The organism is Kineococcus aridisoli, from assembly GCF_050871885.1.
Lineage (GTDB): Bacteria > Actinomycetota > Actinomycetes > Actinomycetales > Kineococcaceae > Kineococcus.
On the sequence record NZ_JBJLSF010000040.1, the window covers coordinates 1 to 17,232 of the forward strand.

The 17,232-nt window shown below is 73.2% G+C and carries 13 protein-coding genes; 3 read left to right on the forward strand and 10 right to left on the reverse strand.

Annotated elements, in window-relative coordinates; translation table 11 throughout:
- Window positions 1-343: 343 nt before the first annotated feature.
- Both ACRYM2_RS12415 and ACRYM2_RS12420 read left to right on the forward strand, forming a co-directional pair.
- On the forward strand, window positions 344-1,939 hold the full coding sequence (locus ACRYM2_RS12415) for an ArnT family glycosyltransferase (protein ID WP_432522697.1): 1,596 nt from the start codon (window positions 344-346) through the stop codon (window positions 1,937-1,939).
- 68 nt (window positions 1,940-2,007) lie between these two features.
- The gene (locus ACRYM2_RS12420) at window positions 2,008-3,627 is read left to right on the forward strand and encodes an oligosaccharide flippase family protein (protein ID WP_432522736.1); all 1,620 of its coding nucleotides are present in this window, start codon (window positions 2,008-2,010) and stop codon (window positions 3,625-3,627) included.
- A gap of 18 nt (window positions 3,628-3,645) precedes the next feature.
- Here ACRYM2_RS12420 and ACRYM2_RS12425 read toward each other — a convergent pair whose 3' ends face one another.
- The 4 genes from ACRYM2_RS12425 to ACRYM2_RS12440 form a co-directional block, all read right to left on the reverse strand.
- The gene (locus ACRYM2_RS12425; RefSeq protein ID WP_432522698.1) at window positions 3,646-4,821 is read right to left on the reverse strand and encodes a glycosyltransferase family 4 protein; all 1,176 of its coding nucleotides are present in this window, start codon (window positions 4,819-4,821) and stop codon (window positions 3,646-3,648) included.
- Between the two features lie 46 nt (window positions 4,822-4,867).
- Window positions 4,868-6,151, reverse strand: coding sequence for a hypothetical protein (locus ACRYM2_RS12430; RefSeq protein WP_432522699.1), 1,284 nt, complete (start codon window positions 6,149-6,151; stop codon window positions 4,868-4,870).
- Window positions 6,152-6,295: 144 nt separating this feature from the next.
- Entirely contained in the window at window positions 6,296-7,534 is a 1,239-nt protein-coding gene (locus tag ACRYM2_RS12435; RefSeq protein WP_432522700.1) for a hypothetical protein, read from the reverse strand.
- Window positions 7,504-8,412: an MmyB family transcriptional regulator gene (locus ACRYM2_RS12440; protein ID WP_432522737.1), complete on the reverse strand. Its 909-nt coding sequence runs from the start codon at window positions 8,410-8,412 to the stop codon at window positions 7,504-7,506. Before ACRYM2_RS12440 ends, ACRYM2_RS12435 begins: the two co-directional genes overlap by 31 nt.
- On the opposite strand from ACRYM2_RS12440, the gene ACRYM2_RS12445 reads away from it, so the two are divergent.
- The gene (locus ACRYM2_RS12445; RefSeq protein WP_432522701.1) at window positions 8,304-10,004 is read left to right on the forward strand and encodes an LGFP repeat-containing protein; all 1,701 of its coding nucleotides are present in this window, start codon (window positions 8,304-8,306) and stop codon (window positions 10,002-10,004) included. The genes ACRYM2_RS12440 and ACRYM2_RS12445 overlap by 109 nt on opposite strands.
- Window positions 10,005-10,025: 21 nt before the next feature.
- Here the strand turns inward: ACRYM2_RS12445 and ACRYM2_RS12450 are convergent, their stop codons facing one another.
- The 6 genes from ACRYM2_RS12450 to ACRYM2_RS12475 form a co-directional block, all read right to left on the reverse strand.
- Window positions 10,026-11,615, reverse strand: coding sequence for an alpha-L-fucosidase (locus ACRYM2_RS12450; protein ID WP_432522702.1), 1,590 nt, complete (start codon window positions 11,613-11,615; stop codon window positions 10,026-10,028).
- 62 nt (window positions 11,616-11,677) lie between these two features.
- Window positions 11,678-13,039: an alpha-L-fucosidase gene (locus tag ACRYM2_RS12455; protein WP_432522703.1), complete on the reverse strand. Its 1,362-nt coding sequence runs from the start codon at window positions 13,037-13,039 to the stop codon at window positions 11,678-11,680.
- Between the two features lie 30 nt (window positions 13,040-13,069).
- Window positions 13,070-13,996 (reverse strand): carbohydrate ABC transporter permease, encoded by a 927-nt coding sequence (locus ACRYM2_RS12460; RefSeq protein WP_432522704.1) that lies wholly within the window; start codon window positions 13,994-13,996, stop codon window positions 13,070-13,072.
- A complete protein-coding gene (locus ACRYM2_RS12465; protein WP_432522705.1) occupies window positions 13,986-14,924 on the reverse strand; it encodes a carbohydrate ABC transporter permease in 939 nt (312 codons plus the stop codon). Before ACRYM2_RS12465 ends, ACRYM2_RS12460 begins: the two co-directional genes overlap by 11 nt.
- A gap of 58 nt (window positions 14,925-14,982) precedes the next feature.
- Window positions 14,983-16,236 carry an ABC transporter substrate-binding protein gene (locus ACRYM2_RS12470; protein ID WP_432522706.1) on the reverse strand — a complete coding sequence of 418 codons (1,254 nt, stop codon included), beginning with the start codon at window positions 16,234-16,236 and terminating at the stop codon, window positions 14,983-14,985.
- Between the two features lie 126 nt (window positions 16,237-16,362).
- Window positions 16,363-17,064 (reverse strand): FadR/GntR family transcriptional regulator, encoded by a 702-nt coding sequence (locus ACRYM2_RS12475; protein WP_432522707.1) that lies wholly within the window; start codon window positions 17,062-17,064, stop codon window positions 16,363-16,365.
- Window positions 17,065-17,232: the final 168 nt, after the last annotated feature.

The window sequence follows — 17,232 nt, forward strand, 5'->3', positions numbered from 1 at the left end:
CGGGATTCTCACCGCTCCACGTAGAGCGGGCGGACACGCGGGGCACGCCGACCGAAGCGCACCACGGGGTCGGTGCCTAGTTCCCTCCGGCACGGCGCCGGCGGGCGGTGACCGCGTCACCGGTGACGCGGTCGCCGGTGACGCGGTCACCGCCGGCGGACGGCCCTTGCCGTCGGCGCGGCGCCTGACCTACTGTCTGGGTTCCGAGGGAAGCACTCCCGCTCCCAGGTCTCGATCCCGCAGCGGCGCAACTCCTCCTCGATGGCGTGGACGTCGTCGATCCATGTCCCGCACGGATCGACCGCGTGCACTCGTCGACCGGACGACTGGACATGACTGCACGATGAGCCACTCCGTCACGAGCAGGAACACCGATGCCGATCGGCCCGCCGGGCGCTACCGCGCGACGACGGCGGGGCGCTTCTCGCGCGTGGACGCCGCTCTCCTCGCGATCGTGGTCGGCGCGACCCTCGGCATCCGCCTGCCCGGCATCTGGACGGCCTACGACATCTACGTCGACGAGTTCGTCTACGTGCTCCAGGGTCAGAGCGTCCGCGACGGCCACATCCCCCCGGGGACGCCGGACCAGCCGTTCCTCATCCACCCGCCAGGCTTCTTCGTCTACGAAGCCCTGTGGATGGACGTGTTCGGGGTGGATGCCGACCGCTTCGACGCCGTCTTCGCCATGCGCGAGGCCCAGCAGGTGCTCGTGGCGCTGACCGCGGTGGGGCTGTACCTGGTGGTGCGTTCCCTCGTCGGCCGCGTGCCGGCGCTGATCACCGGACTGGTGTTCGCCCTCGACCCGTTCGTCGTCCGGCAGAACGGTCGCATCCTGCTGGAGAGTTCGACGATGACGTGGGCCGTGCTCGGGTTCGCGGTCCTCGTCCCGCTCGTGCGGCACTTCGACACCGCTGCGACGGACGCCGGACCACCCGCGCGGACGGCGCGGCGCCACGTCGTGGCGGCGGCCGGCGGTGGCCTGCTGTTCGGCTGCGCGATCGCCTCGAAGGACATGGCAGCGTTCACCACCGCCTTCCCGCTGGCGGTCGGCCTGCTCACCGGGTGGTTCCTGCCCCGGAAGCTGAGCGCCGTCGCCCTGGCCGCCGCGTGCGTGCCGTACGCCGTCTTCGTGGGGTTCGTCGCCTCCGCCGGCCTGCTCCCGGAGCTGTGGCGAGCGAAGACCTCGGGGCTGTCCCGGCTCGCCGGGGCGACCATCACCACCGGCTACAACGCGGACGACGCCCCCTCCATCACCTCGGTGGCGCTGCAGCAGATCCACGACTTCGGCACCAGCTACGCGGTCATGGCGGCCGGTGGTGCGGCCGCGCTCTGGCTGCTCGTGCGAACCCGCCGGCAGGCCGAGCGGTTCGTGGCGCTGGCGGCGGTGCTCGGCTGCGCGATGGTCGGGTACGGCGTCCTCTTCGGCACGAGCGAGGAGCACCTCTTCTACTTCGTCGTCGTCCCCGTGCTGGCACCCCTCAGCGTCGTGGCCGTCGGCCTGTTCCGGCGCGCGCGGCAGCGGGACGGCCGCGCGCCGATCGCCGTCGTGGGCGCGCTCCTGGCCGCCACGCTCGTCTTCGACGCGGTCGCGTGGGCGCGGCTGCGGTCCACGCCGGACGACGGCCAGGTGCAGGCCTACGAGTGGTTGATGCGCAACGCCCCGGCGGGTGCGAACGTCGTGTGGATCGCCGGCCAGACGAAGTACATGTTCCGCGGCACCGACCACCCGACGATCGACCTGGAGGACCCGGCGCGGATGGCGGCGGAGGCGCCCTTCTACATGCTGATCCTCGAGAAGGAGGTCGAGCAGCGGTACTCCTACGCCTCACCGGAGGACGTGCAGTGGTACACCTCCCGCTCCGACCTGGTGTTCAGCCAGCGCGGCGCGACGTACGGCGAGGTGTCGGTCTACCGCGTGCACGACCCGTCGACCTGGTGACGCCCGAGGGGGTCGGCACGGGCCCGACGACGGTGGACGGCCCGGCCACGGTGGACGGCCCGCCCGCGGTGGACGGCCCGGGGCCGCAGCGGGCGCGCTCGCCGGAGGACGGGGCGGGCGGTCGACGTGGCGCCGCGGCGCGGCACCGGGTCAGCGGGCTGGAGGCACCGCGCGCTGCGGAGGTCACCTCCGGCGCCGAGGCGGGGCCGGGGTCCGCAGCGGCAGCGCCCGCGGGACCGTCGGCGCGCAGCGGGCGGGCAGCCCCGCGCGGAGCCGGCACCCACGCAGCGGGACTGCTCACGATCGCGAACGTGGCGATCGGCGTCCTCAACTACCTGTACTCGCTGTCGCTGACGCACCTCATGCCCGCCGCGCAGTACACCGTCTTCGCCGCGGTGCTCTCCGTCCTCATCATCCAGGGCACCATCGGCTCGGCGGGGGTCCCCTGGGTGCTCGCCCGCGACATCGCGATGCGCGGCGACGACCCCGTCGCCGCCCGTCGGAGCGTCACCTTCGCCTTCTGGTTGAACGTGTGGTCCGGAGCCCTGCTCGCCGGGCTGGTGGCCCTGGTGTGCGCGTCGTTCGCCTCCAGCGGCGCGGTCGTCGTCACGAGCCTCACGGCCTTCCTGCTCGCCGTCTCGTCGACGGGGGCGGGGTGGTTGCAGGGCCACCGCCGGACGAACCTCATCGCGGTCCTCAAGCTGAGCGAGGTCGTCGTGAAGGTGGTCACCGGCCTCCTCCTCGCGAGGGCGACGTCGGGCTCGGCGGCGATGGTCCTGCTCGCCTCGCTCCTCGGCTGCCTCGTCCTGTTCGCCAGCTTCCCCTCCTTCGCCCGTGCGATCGGCCGGCCGACGTCGATGGCGCGCACCGCCGACCTGTGGCTCAGCGCGGCGCGCATCGGCGGTCTGCAGATCGGCGTCGCGGTGATCGGTGCGGCCGACAGCCTCGTGGTCACGATGGTGGACGCGGTGGCCACCGACACCGCCGCGTACCAGGCGGCGTCGACCCTGGGCAGGGTCCCCCTCTTCGTGAGCACCGCCGTCTCCACCGCCGTCTTCCCCCTGCTCGTGCGCGACGACTCGGGGAGGGCCAGGAGCAGGGCCCTCGTCAGCTACCTGCTGGTCTCCTGCTTCGGCTGGGCGGTCCTCGTCACCGTTCCGCCGGACGTGCTCGGAGCCCTCTTCCCGAGCGACTTCTCGACGCTGCGGGTCTGGCTCGCCTTCACCGCGCCGCTGGGCGTCGTCGCCGGCCTCCTCAACCTCCTGTCGACCTTCGAGCAGGCCCGCGTCGACAACTGGCGCCCCCACCTGGTCCTCGGCGGGGCCGCCCTCGTGCACGTCGTCGCGATCTGCGTCGCCGGTCGGTTCGGGGGACTGCACGCCTACGCCGTGACGACGCTGGTGGGCGCCGTCGTCGCCGTCGTCGCGGTCCTGCTCCTGCGCTCGCAGCGGTCAGTGCCCGCTGACCTCGTGGCGGCGCTCAACCCCTGGGTGCTCGTCGTCGCCGCGGGCGTCGTCGGCGCCATGGTGTGGGCGCCGGGACCGCTGTGGTGGCTCGCGGTGACGACGGTCGTGGGAGCGGCGGTCGCCTGCGTGGCCTTCCCGGAGTTCCAGCGCCTGCTCCCCCGCCGCTGGCGGGGAGTCCTCGGACGGGTGGTCCGCGACGGGAGGGCCAGGCACCGCCGCTGACGGCCGCGCTCCCCCCCTTCACCACGCGCGGTGGCTCACGACCGCCGGCCGGCGCCGGCCGGTGCTGCGGAGGTGCCGCAGGAGGTTCGCCGCCGCCGCCTCCCACGTGTACCCGGCGGCGTTGGCCCGGCCGGCCGACAGCAGGGAACGGCGCAGGTCCTCGTCGGCGTCCGGGCCGCTCACCCGCCGCAGCTGCTGCGCCCAGGCAGCCGCATCGCCCGGCGCGGCGAAGAGCGCCGCATCCGCACCCACCTCGCGGAAGACGGGGATGTCGCTGGCGACGACGGGGGTCCCGGCGGCCATCGCCTCCAGCATCGGCAGGCCGAACCCCTCCACCAGGGACGGGTAGGCGAGGACGTCGGCCGTCGCGTACAGCCCGGGGAGGTGCTCCTCGGGGACGAACGGGAGGTGGTGCGCCCGGTCCGCCACGCCCAGGCGGTCGAGCAGCCCCGGGACCTCGTCGGGCAGGCGCTCGTCCACGGTGCCCACCATGACCAGGTGGACGTCTGGGGGCAGCAGCGCCAGTGCACGCACGACCGTGGCGACGTCCTTGTGGGGTCGTCGCGCCCCGACGGTGAGCACGAAGCGCTCGGGGAGCCCGAGGTCGGACCGCGCGGCGACGCTCAGCGGACGGGCCCGCGCGAACTCCTCCGCGACGCCGTTGTGGACGATCCGGTCCGGGGAGACCGGTGCGCGGTACGTCGAGCGCAGCGCCTCCGCCGACGCGAGGCTGACCGTCAGCACCTCGCTGGTCCTCGTCACCACCGCCGTCAGCGCCATGTAGGGGAGGCGGACACCTGCGGGCGCGAACCGGCGGTCCGCCTCGAAGATGCAGTCGTGCACCAGGACGGCACGGCGGCCGGGCCCCACGAGGGGAGCACCGACGTGGTAGGGGTGGAACACGAGGTCCACGTCGGCGGCCCGGGTGGCGCGCCACCACGCCGGGGTCTGCCACGGGGAGTCGATGCTCATGTCGAACCGCCGGAGCTCGACGGACGGGAAGGCGGCGAAGCGCTGCACGTCGAACCGCTGCGAGGTCTCGCCCGAGTGGAACAGCACGAGTTCCAGGTCCGGTTCGTGGACCAACCGCTGGAGCAGCTGGTCGAGGACCCTGCCGATGCCGTGGTACTTGTCGGAGAGGACTCGAGCATCCACGCCCACCCGCAGGGTGGAGCCTTCCGTCGAGGTCTGCACCTCGGCATCGTAGCCAGGCGGCCAACGTGCCGGAAGGGCGCGGACGCTAACCGCGACCGCCGCCCGGGTTCCCCTGCTGGGCACCGCGGACCAGGGCGGCGAACTGCTCCCAGTCGGCGGTGCCGTTCCACAACTGCGCGTCGTGGGCCCAGTACAGACCCTCGAGACCGCACGAGGCGACCTGCCGGAACGCCGCGGCCATCATGCCGCTGTCCCGCCCGTCGCGGTAGGAGCGCTCCAGCTCCTCCGGCAGCCCGTAACCGGGGTTCTCACCGCTGACGCGCAGGCCGTTCTCCGTCGCGACGCGGGTGATCCACCGGGTCGCCGACCAACCGTCGGCACGAGGGTCCGTCAGCGCCACCGCCGCGTCCCCCGGCGCGCACTCGTCGTCCCCTCCGGAGGAGTCCGCGACCGACGTGATGAAGGCCACGGTGCGCCCGTCCGCGGGCAACCGGTCGTACAGCAGTTGCCAGACCGCTCCGGTGCCGAGCAGGTCGTCCTCGAGGTTCGACCGCAGCGCCCTCTCGAGCCGGCGCGGACGGACACCGGATCCCGGCGTCAGGACGTGGACGTCACCGTCGAAGCGCAGCTCGGCGAGCAGCTCGCGCTGCCAGCGGACCACGTCGACGAGTCCTCCGACGTACCAGTCGACCCAGGCGCGGGCCTGCTCGGGGGTGAGGCGACCGCCTCCCCCGGGCCGCCACTGCGGGAAGGGGTTGGGGAGCATCGACGCGGGGAGCCCGTCGCCGCTGAGAGCACCCGTGTTGAAGGCCCAGAACCTGCCACCGCCGGGGTAGAGGACCTCGGGGCTGCCTCCCGAGGTCAGGCGCACGGCTGCGATCGAGGACAGGTCCACGGTTCGCGCGACGCGCCGGACGTAGTCCTCCGCGGCCCCGCGCACCGCCGCGCTGAAGACGAAGTTCGCGGCCTCGGAGCGTCTGCCGGAGGCGTCGACGTAGTGCCCGTCCTCGAGGTCGCCCACCCAGTCGGGCGTGTAGTGCAGCCCGAGGCCCAGCGTCACCGTGCGGCCCGCGGCACGGGCGTCGGCCACGCCCCTGGCGAAGTCCTCCAGGCGCTCCTCGTCGAAGTCGCCCTCCTCGGGCTCGACGTCGCGCCAGGACAGCTCCAGCATGGCGGCGCGGACGCCGGCGCGCGCCTCGTCGTCGAAGCGCTCGGGCATCGACAGGAGCGTCCCGAAGGTGAGCGGGCTCCCGGGCGGGGTCGGCTCCTCGGCGGAGGTGCAGCTCACGAGGACCACGAGGGCGACCGCAGGGGCGAGCGCCCGCACGATCGCGCGCACGCCCCTGCGGGTGGGGTCCGGAGCCGACACGACGCCATGCTAGGCGCAGACCTCACCGGGCGACGGGAGCGCCGCCGCGGTCGCCGTCGTGCACGACCGCGGCGGCGCTGCCGCTCACCCCGCTCGACCCGGCAGCGGTCCCGCCGCGGGTGGTCGCAGGGAGCGGGTGCCCCTTCAAACCGTCGACGGCCACGCCAGGGTCGCGTTGTGGCCACCCGCGCCCTTGACGCGGGAGGAGTACAGGCTGAACGGCACCGTGCCGTCGAAGAGCCGGTTGTCGTGCGCCCAGTAGAAGGCCTCGAAGTCGCAGGACGTCGCCATGGCGATGGCCACGGCCATCATCCCCGTCGAGGAGGTGTTGACGTACTGGCTGTTCATCTTCTCCGGCATGCCGTACCCCGGGTTCTCACCAGCGACCTTCAGGCCGTTCTCCCGCGCGATGCGGGTGAGCCAGCGGGCCGACGACCAGTAGGCGGTGTCCTGGTGGGCGAGGGGGACGGACGCGTCGGTGGCCTGGCAGATCCCGTTGCCGCCGGAGTTGTCGGCGACCCCCGTGGCGAAGAGGGTGACGTCCTTGCGCCCCTTGAACGCCGCGGCGATCTCCGTCCACGCGGCGCCGATGCCGACGATCCCGTTCGGCAGGCCCTTGTTGACCGCACCGGTCACAGCGGACGGGCGTGCACCGTAGCCGGGCATGAGCATCTGGTAGTGCCCGTGGAACCCGAGGGAACTGGCGCGGCCCATCTGCCAGCGCGCGACGTCGACGAGCGCGCCGATGTACCAGTTCTTCCAGGCGAGGACCTTCGCGGGGTCGGTGCCGAGCGTCCCGGGCTTCCAGCCGGGCATGGGGTTGCGCGCCATGGTCGACGGGAGGTCCGCACCGCCCTGGGCGTTCGCGTCGAAGGCGTAGTAGCTGCCCGTGCCCGGGTAGAGGAGCTCGGACTTGCCGCCCGAGGTGACCCTCAGGCCGTAGAAGTTCTCCAGGCCCAGGTCGGCGTCCACGCGTGTCATGTACTTGTTCGCCGCGTCGCGGAGCTTGCGGTTGAAGACGAGGTTCACGGACGACGACTTCGTGCCGTACTGGTCGACCATGGCGCTGTTGGGGATGGTCTTGGCCCAGTCCGGGGCGTAGTGCATGCCCAGCCCGATGCTGACCTGCAGGCCCGCTTCGCGCAGCTTGCGCAGCTCGGACTTCTTGTAGGAGATGTAGCTGGTGTTGAACTCCCCGGGTCGGGGTTCGTAGCTCTTCCAGGACAGCTCCAGCATGGCGGTGCGCATTCCGCCGGCGTACTCCTGCGCGGCCCGGTCCGGCGACGTCATGAGCGTCCCGAACGCCGGCGGGGTGTCGTCGGCGTGGGCGGGCTGCACGCCGGCGAGGACGGTCAGCGCCGCGAGGGTGGAAGCGGCGACCACGCGGGGTGCGCGCTTGAGCCGTCGGGTGGTGCGAGAGAGGGAAGTGGTGCAACGCTGAGTGAGGTTCCAGCGACCGAACACGATGTTCTCCAAGGGCCGGGGGGGCGGTCACCCGTGGCATCGGCCGCTCGGAACGCGTTCTTGACAAGAATTTCTAGATGGATGTTGGACGAGACCGTGATCCCGACCGCGTGCGCCACCGCCGACCGCTGCGGCCGCCCGTCGGTGCCGCGCGGCGCGGCCTGTCGCACGGCGGAGTCCGCGACCCACGAGGCGAGGACCGTGAGCCGCTCGCGCGAGGTGCTGCCCGCTTCGGCGCTGTGGACGAAGAACGTCTGGTCGGGGTCCCCCGGCAGGGACAGCGCCTCGAAGTCCCGGGCCGGCTCACCGACCAGGTGGTGGTGGAAGCGCTTCCTGCCGTGCGTGCGCCGGTGCACGGTGCGCTCGGTCCACCACCGGGTGAACTCCTCGCTGTTCAGCGTCAGCTCCCTCACCAGCTGCTCCAGCAGCCCGTCCGCGGGGTGGCGGCCGGCGTCCAGCCGCAGCCACCGCACGTGGTCGCGCCGGCGGGCCGGGAGGGCGCCGAGGTGGCGCGCTCGACCGACAACGACCGCGGCCGACCGCGGCCGACCGCGACCACGGCGCAGGAGTTCCGGGAGCCGGTCCGGGAGAGCAGCCTCATGATCAGTGATCTCACGGCTACGCTGTGTGAGCCGGAGTTCCCCGGCGCCCGCGCCCGACCCCTCGGGCCCTTCCCCGGAGAACCACCGTGCCCGCGCCCCGCACCACCGTCCTGCGCACCGCCGTCCTGCGCGCCGCCGCCCTCGCCGGCACCACCTGCCTGGGCGCGGCGCTGCTCGTACCCGCGAGCGCCTCAGCCGCGGCGGCCGACCCCACGTCGCCCGCAGCGACCGCGGGGTCCGCCGTGCCGCGCGCCCAGCGCGCCACCTCGCCCCTGAGCACCACGACGCTGTGCGCCCAGGACGGCGCCACCCTGTCGGTCTCCTGGCGCCGCCCGGACGAGGCCGAGCGCTACGACGTCGTCGGCGGCGCCGACGACGAGACCTTCCTGACCGCCACCGGCGCGGTCGGCGACGCCCAGCCGCCGGTGCGGCTGAGCGAGCCCGTCGGCACCAGCACCGTGCGCCTGCTGCAGCGCCCGGAGGGCACCGAGGTGGCCCGGCGCAGCGCCACCGTCGCCCCGTGCGACGGCTGGTCCGGTCCTGAGCAGCTGGAAGCCAGCGGGTCCAACACCCCGGGGCAGCCGCAGTGGATCGGGCAGCTGGAACCCACCCCCACGACGGTCGGCGGCGTGCGCGTCTGGAACGGGCAGCTGGGGGCGCTGCACGTGGGCGCCGACGGGCGCGGGCACGTCGTGCGCAACGCCACAGCCGAGCGCTACCGCGCCGCCGGCGGCCCCGCCGGCCCGCTGGGCGCACCCACCAGCAGCGAGGTGCGCACCGCCGACGACTCGGGGACGTCCACCACCTTCGCGGGCGGGCGCATCTGGTTCAGCCCCGCCACCGGCGCGCACGTCGTGCGCGGGGACGACGCGCTGTGGAACGACCCCCACCAGCGGCAGCGCCTCATGCCCTTCACCGTCCCCGGCTACCCGGTCGCCGAGGCGGAGGAGCTGGGCGCTCTCGCGAGCCGCCAGCGCTTCGAGCGCGGCTGGCGCTACCGCTCGCTGGAGGGCGGGCGCTGGGTGTGGAACAGCCCGGTGGCCGAGCGCTGGCTGGCCGACGGCGCCGAGCACGGACCGCTGGGCTGGCCGCTGACCGACACCGAACCCCTCGCGATGGGCTGGATCCCGGACGGGGCCGCCGGCGACGCCTGGCGCCAGCGCTTCCAGGGCGGCACCCTGTACGCCCCGGCCTCGGCCGGCGCGGCCGCGCACCTGGTCGGCGGCGCCATCGCCGAGCGCTACCAGGGCCCCCGGTGGAGCGACGAGGCCACCATGCACCGCCTGGGCCTGCCGGTGACCGACGAGCTGGGGACCCCCGACGGGGTCGGGCGCTACAACCACTTCGCCTCCGGGGCGAGCATCTACTGGACGCCCTCCACCGGAGCGCACGTCGTCACCGACCTGGACGACAGCGGCTGGTGGCAGCCGGTGCGGCTGCGCAGCTACTGGGCCGCGCGCGGTTTCGAGCGCGGGGTCCTCGGCTACCCGACCGGCGAGGCGGTGGAGAGCAGCAGCGGCGGGCAGCGCGCGGCGCTGCAGCGCTTCAGCGGCGGCGTGCTGTGCGCCTCCCCGGACCCGGCCGCGCCCACCACGTACCTGCTGGCCACCGTGCACGGCGCCTTTCGCACCCACTGGGAAGCCGCCGGCGCCGACCGCTCCCCGCTGGGCATGCCCACCTCCGAGGAGGTCGCGGTTCCCGGCGGGGTGCGGCAGCGCTTCACCGGCGGCGAACTGCACTACGAAGCGGCCACCGGCCGCGTCACCCAGGTCCTCACCACGTCCTGAACCCCACCCGAGGAGCTCCCGTCAGCCGCCACCCATCATGTCGGGCAGCAGCAGGGCGCGCGGCGCCGGAGCGGCGGGGTCAGGCACCGTCAGCCGCAGCGCGAAGCCCGGCACCGCCGCGGCGGCCTCCGGCAGCGGCGAGGGCAGGGTGACCAGCAGCGCGTCGTCGGTGCGCTCGACGTGCAGCGGTGCGGGCGTCCCGATCAGGTGCACCGAGGAGACGTCGCCCGGGGACAGCGCGGAGGCGGCGCCGAAGGAGCGCACCCGCACCACCCCGTCCTCGGGGCGCACCACCCCCAGGACGTAGACCGAGGTGCTGCCGACGTCGCGGCGCTGGGTGAAGCGCAGGTCGGCGAAGGTGTAGCCGAGGGGGCGCTGGTCGGTGAAGGAGCCCTGGGGGACGGCGGTGGGTCCCTCGCCGGGCACCGTCCACGGGCGGGTGCCGTAGACGGCCTCGCCGAACAGCTGCAGCCACGCCCCCACGCCCTCGAGCAGGGCGACCTCCTCGGCCGGCACCGTGCCGTCGGGCTTGGGGCCGATGTTCAGCAGCAGGCACCCGTTCTTGGCGACGACGTCGACGAGCTCGCCGACGAGGTCGACCACGCTCTTGTGCTCGTGGCCCTCCACCCAGCCCCAGGAGGTCCGCGAGACGGAGGTGTCGTTCTGCCAGGGCAGCGGGTGGGTGCCGGCCATGCTGCCGCGCTCGACGTCGAGCACCGCGGTGCCCTCGGGGAAGGCCTTCCACTTGTGCTGCAGCACCACGCCGCGGCCCCACTGAGCGGCGCGGTTGTAGTAGTAGGCGGCCAGGGTGCGCAGGTACGGCTCGAAGGCGGGGTGCTCGATCCACCAGTCGAACCACAGCACCTGCGGGCGGTAGCGGTCGACGATGCGCACCGTGCGCAGCAGCCAGTCCTCCAGGTAGGCCTCGGTCGGCCCGGTGGACTGCGGCATCGCCGGTCCGTACAGGTCGGCGAACTCGGCGTCGTCGCGCACGTCGGAGGGGAACGAGCGCCCCGGGTGGAAGAAGAACCAGTGCTCCGCCCGGTGGGTGGAGGCCCCGCGCACCAGCCACTGCTCGTCGCACGCGTCGAGGACGTCGCCGAGCAGGTCGCGGTGCGGGCCGACGTTCACGCTGCTCCAGCGGGTGCGCGGCTCGTCGTAGAGGGCGATGCCGTCGTGGTGCTCGGCGACCGGGACGACGAACTGCGCGCCGGCGCGGCGGAACAGCTGCGCCAGGCCCGCGGGGTCCAGCCGGTCCATGGTGAAGCGCGGGATGAAGTCCTTGTAGCCGACGTCGGCGTGGTCCCCGTGCACCGCGCGGTGGTGCTCGAACTCGCGGCTGCCCGGGGTGTAGGAGTTGCGGGGGTACCACTCGTTGCCGAAGGCGGGCACCGAGAAGACGCCCCAGTGCACGAAGACGCCGAACTTGGCGTCGCGGAACCACTGCGGCACCTCGTAGGCGGCCAGCGACTCCCAGGTGTCGGTGAAGGGACCGGCGTCGACGACGGCGCGCACGGCGGCGAGGGCAGCGGCGGTGTCGGGCGCCGGGACGGGCGCCGGGACCCAGTCGCGCTGCGTGCTGCTCTGGCCGCTCGGCGGGGTGGAGCTCATGGAGGGTGGTGCCTCTCGGTCGGTCGGGTCGGTCGGGTCGATCGGGTCGGTCGGGAAGGCGCTCAGCCGCGCAGGTCGAGGGCGACGACGGCCGGGCCGTGCGCGTAGGCCCGCAGCGGCACCTCCACCTCGACGGCACCGTCCTGCGCGCGCGCGGTGACCGGGGTGCCGTCGAGCAGCCGGGCGGAGGCGAGGTCGAGGCGTCCGGGGTCGGCGTCCAGGCGGACCCGGTCCTCGCCCTCCAGCACCGCGTGGGCGGTGCCGCCGGCGCGGGTCCAGCGCACCCAGCCGGCGCCGCCCGGTCCCTCGTCCGGGTCGCCGGGGCGGGCCACTGCCGCGTCGAGCACGGTGGTGCCGTGCACGGCGGCGCCGTGCAGGGACATCCAGTCGCCCAGGCCTTCCAGGCAGCGGCGCTGCAGCTCGGGGATGCGGCCGGAGGCGGTCGGGCCGACGTCGAGGAGCAGGTTCCCGCCGCGCGAGACGACGTCGACCAGGTGCCGCACGGCGCCGGGGCCGTCGAGGTGGTGCTCGGGCCCTTCGTTCTGGTTGTAGCCGAAGGAGTAGCCGATGCCGCGGCAGTTCTCCCACGCCCCGGACTCCAGGTCGCGGCCCTGCTGGTACTCGCTGGTGCGGAAGTCCCAGTGGGTGGCGCCGAACCGGTCGTTGACCACGCCCTCGGGTGCGGCGGCGTAGAAGGCGTCGAGCACGTGCGCGAAGGACAGCGGGCCCTCGGGCTTGCCGGCGTCGGGCCACTCGATGTCGCCCCACAGCACGTCGGGGGCGTACCTGTCGATCAGGTCGCGGACGTGGGTGTTGGCGTAGGCGGTGTACTCCTCGTCCTTGGGTCGCTGCGGCTCGAAGTCCGAGCGCTCCAGCGGGCCGAAGTCGGCGGCGTGCCAGTCCAGCCCGCCGGAGTAGTAGGTGCCGAAGCGCATGCCGGCGCTGCGGGTGGCCGCCGCGATCTCGCCGACCAGGTCGCGCCGCGGGCCGCGGGCCACGGTGTTGCGGCCGTCGGTGCCGGGGGCGTCCCACAGGCAGATGCCGTCGTGGTGCTTGGTGGTGGGCACGACGTAGCGGGCGCCGGCGCGGGCGAAGAGCGCCGCCCAGGCGTCGGCGTCGAACTCCTCCGCCTTCCAGACGTCGAGGAAGTCGTCGTAGGGGGCACCGCCGTAGGTGCTGCGGTGGTGCTCGGCCGCCGAGGACCCCGCGATGCGGATGGTGTTGGAGTACCACTCCGCGTAGGGGTTGTGCGCGAACCAGTACTCCGGCTCGAAGGTCCCCAGCTCGCCGATCGGCTCGGCCCAGGCCGGCACCGAGTAGGCGCCCCAGTGGATGAAGATGCCCAGCTTGGCCTCGGTGAACCAGGTGGGCAGGGGTCGCTCGAAGCGCTGGTAGGGCGCCGGGCGGGCGTCGTCGGCGAACACGGGGACCTCCGGTCGGGGGGTGGGGACGGGTCAGCGGCCGCCGAGCCCCGACAGGGCGATGCCCTTGACGAGGTAGCGCTGCAGCAGCAGGACGAGCAGGGCGGTGGGGGCCATGGAGATCGTGGCAGCAGCCATGAGGAGCTGCCACTGCTGGCCGTTCTGCCCGAGGAAGAGGTTCAGCCCCAGCGGCACCGTCGTGGTCGAGGCGTCGTTGGTGACGATGAGCGGCCACAGGAAGCTGTTCCAGTAGGTGATGAAGGTGAAGACGGCGAGCACGGCGAACGCCGGGGCCGAGATCGGCACGATGATCCGCGTGAGGATGCGCCAGTGGCCGGCGCCGTCGACGCGCGCGGCCTCCTCCAGCTCCTTGGGCACGGTGAGGAAGAACTGGCGCAGCAGGAAGGTGCCGAAGGCGGTGAAGGCCCAGGGCAGGATGAGCGCCTGGAAGGTGTTGATCCAGCCGAGCCTGTTCATGATCAGGAACATCGGGACGACGACGACCTCCTGCGGCACCATGAGCGTGCCCAGGTAGAGCAGGAAGAGGGAGTCGCGCCCCCTGAAGCGCAACCTCGCGAAGGCGTACGCCGACAGGGCGGAGGTGATCAGCGTGATGAGCGTGCCCGCGATCGCCACGAAGGCCGTGTTGAGCATGAAGCGCCCGAAGGGCAGGTAGTCCAGCGCGTCGCCGTAGTTGCCGAACCGCAGGCTCTCGCCGAGCAGGCGCGGCGGGGTGGTGAAGATCTCCCCACCGCTCTTCAGGCTGGAGAGGACCATCCAGACCAGGGGCGCCAGGAAGAGCAGCAGCACGATCGTCAGCAGCGCCTGCGAGAGCACGGGGGGCCGCCGGTGGCGCTGGACGACGCCACCGGGGCGCTCCGGCTCGCGCAGGGGCGCGGGCCCGGCGGTGGCGTCGAGCGTGCGCTGCCCCGCGACGGGGCCGGTGGCGTCACTGGTCATAGTGCACCCACTTCTTCTGGCCGAGGAACTGGACGGCGGTGAGCACCATGATGATGACGAAGAGGACCCAGGCGATGGCCGAGGCGAACCCGAGCCGGAAGTTCTGGAAGCCGCTCTGGTAGAGGTACATCACCAGCGTCGTCGTGCTGTTGCCGGGCCCGCCGCCGGTGAGGATGTAGGGCTGCACGAAGACCTGGAAGGAGCTGATGAGCGTGAGCACGGTGGCGAAGAACAGCGAGGGGCTCAGCAGGGGCAGCACCACCGAGAAGAACTGGCGCACGGGGCCTGCGCCGTCGATGGCGGCCGCCTCGGTCAGCGAGGGCGGCACGGCGTCCAGCGCCGCGGAGAAGACGAGGAGGTTGTACCCGAAGCCCTGCCAGACGGACATGAGCACGACCGCCGGCAGGGCCCAGGTGCTCGAGCCGAGGAAGTTGGGGGCCCCCACCCCGAACAGCGTCTGGAAGACGCTGTCGATGAGGCCGCGCGGGGTGTAGAGCAACCCGAAGACCACCGCGTTCCCGACCATGGGCGTCACCGCGGGCACGAAGAAGAGCACCCGGTAGTAGCGGCGTCCCACGATGCGCGGGGAGATCCAGACCGCCAGGCTCATCGAGACGACGATGTTGACCGGGACGTACAGCAGCACGAAGACGGCCGTGTTGAGCAGGGCGGTCTTGAAGACCGGGTCCGTGGTGAACAGCTCGGTGAAGTTGGCCAGCCCGATGAAGTCGGGGGTCCCCAGCACCGGCCAGTCGTAGAAGCTCATCACCAGCGAGGCGAGGATCGGGAACGCCGTGAAGGCGACGAAGCCGATCGCCCCGGGCAGCAGGAACGCCGAGGCGGCGCGGCCGTCTCCTCGGCGGGGCCCGCGCGGGGGCGCCGGGGCCTGGCCGGATCCGGTGACGCGGACGGCGCCGGTCAACGCCATGAGGCCTCCTCGGGCCGGTCGGGGTGCACGTCGGGGCCGTTCGCGGACGGGGCGGCGGTCAGGCCTGGGCCATCACCCTGGCGATGAAGTCGTCGACGGACCCGTCGCCGTTGAAGGTGGGCACGGCGTACTTGGCCCACTCGTTGTTGACCTGGGTCCACTTCGCGGTGGCCCGGAAGGGCTCGGAGGCCGCGATCATCGCGTCGATGACCTGCTGGGCGTCGCCGAGGTCGTTGCCCTCGTACCAGGAGGACTGCTGGGCGGTGCGGGCGGGGAAGGCGCGTCCCTGCTCGCCGAGGTAGGCCTCGGCCTCGACGCCGGTCAGCCCGGCGACGGCCTTCGCGGCCAGCTCGGGGTCCTGCGCGGCGGCCGAGACGCCGAACCCGGATCCCGCGCTGACGGTCCTCGAGCCGCTGCCACCGACGGGCATCGGGGCGATGCCGACCTCGAAGTCCGCGGTCGCCTTCGCGTTGATGAGGCTCCACGGGCCGTCGATGTTCATCGCGGCGTTGCCGGAGAGGAACTGGTTGGTGGCCGACGCCTGGGAGTTCGCGGCGGGGATCGGAGCGGCGACCTTCTCGTTGGTGATCAGGCCGCGGTACCAGTTCAGCGTGTCGCGCCACTCGTCGGTGTCGAGGTCCAGCGCGCCGTCCGCGGTGACCGCCTGCACGCCGTGCTGGCTCATGGCCCAGGGGATGATGCTGTCGGGCACCGAGCCGGCGAAGAAGCCGTAGCTGTCGCCGCTGGTGAGGGTCTTCGCGGCGGTGACGAACTCGTCCTGGGTCCAGCCCGCGGCGGGCAGCGGCAGCCCGGCCTGCTCGAAGGCGGTCTTGTTGTAGAAGACGACCAGCGGGCCGAAGTCGTAGGGCAGCGCGACCAGCTTCCCGTCGACCTTCATCGCGTCGAGGATGCTGGCGTCGAAGTCGGACTCCGAGACCCCCATGGCGCTCAGGTGGTCGCCCAGGTCGATGAAGAGGTCGGCGAACTGCGGTGCGCGCAGCGACTGGATGCTCACCAGGTCGGTGGTCTGGCGGCTGGCCGCCTGCGAGGTGAGCTTGGTCCAGTAGTCGTTCCAGGCGGCGGTCTGGAAGGAGATGGTCGATCCGGACTCCTCGCCCGCGATCCGTGCGACCTCCTTCCAGGCGTCGACCTCGGCGGTGGAGGCGCTCCACATGAACCAGCTGAGCTCGGTGGAGGCGCTGTCGGAGCCGGAGCCCGCGCTCGACCCCCCGCCGCAGGCGGACAGGGCCAGCGCGGCGGCGGCTCCGCCGCCGAGGCCGAGGAGCTGGCGGCGGGAGAAGGTGGGTGCCATCAGGTGCCTCCGAGACGACGTCGTCGTGCGCGAACGGGGAGCAGTGAGGTCGACGGCCGGCTTTCCAGGCGACGGTGCCAGGAGACGTCCGATGACTGGGACTGTGGACCGCTGCGCGCGTGCTTGTCAAGCGTCGCGCGGGGGCTCCGTGCCGATCGTCGTGCGCATCCAGTCCTCGACGTTGGCCACGTGCAGCAGCGCCGCGGCCGCGGCGCGCGGGGCGTCGCCGTCGCGGACCGCGGCGTGGATGGCGGCGTGCTCGGCGATGGTGCGCTGCGTGGAGCCGTCCTCGGTCAGGGCGCGCCACACGCGGGCGCGCAGGGTGACGCCGGAGATGCCCCGCAGGATCGCCGCGAGGGCCGCGTTGCCGCTGGCCGCGGCCACGGCGGCGTGGAAGTCGGCGTCGTGGGCGATGAGGTCCTGCTCGTCGGTGGCGGACTCCATGAGCTCCAGGTGCCGCTGGATGTCGGCGAGGTCCGCGCTCGTCGCGCGTGTCGCTGCGAGAGCTGTGACCTGGGGCTCGACCACCCGACGGCACTCCATCAGCTCCAGCAGCGACTCGTCGCGCATGAGGTCCACGGCCTCGCCGATGCCGGTGAAGAGCTGCTCGGGGCTCAGGGAGGTCACGAACGTGCCGTCGCCGCGGCGCACGTCGAGCACCCCCGCGGTGGCCAGGGCCCGCACGGCCTCGCGCAGGCTGGAGCGGCTGACGCCCAGCTGGGCGGACAGCGCCGCCTCGGCGGGCAGGCGCTGGCCGGGTTCCAGGTGGCCGCCGCGGATGAGGGCGCGCACCTTCTCGATCGCGGCCTCGGTCAGCGGTGCGGCCATCCGGTCACCTCCGTGTCGTGGGCGAGCGCCCGGGGCGCCGGGGTGGGCCGGCACCTGGACAGTCTGCCTGCCGCAGCACCGGATCGCCCTAGACATCCGATGACTGGCTCGTTAGCGTCGTCGCCAGCATCGAGGACGATGCCGTGTCCGGCGTCTCTGGCGACGACG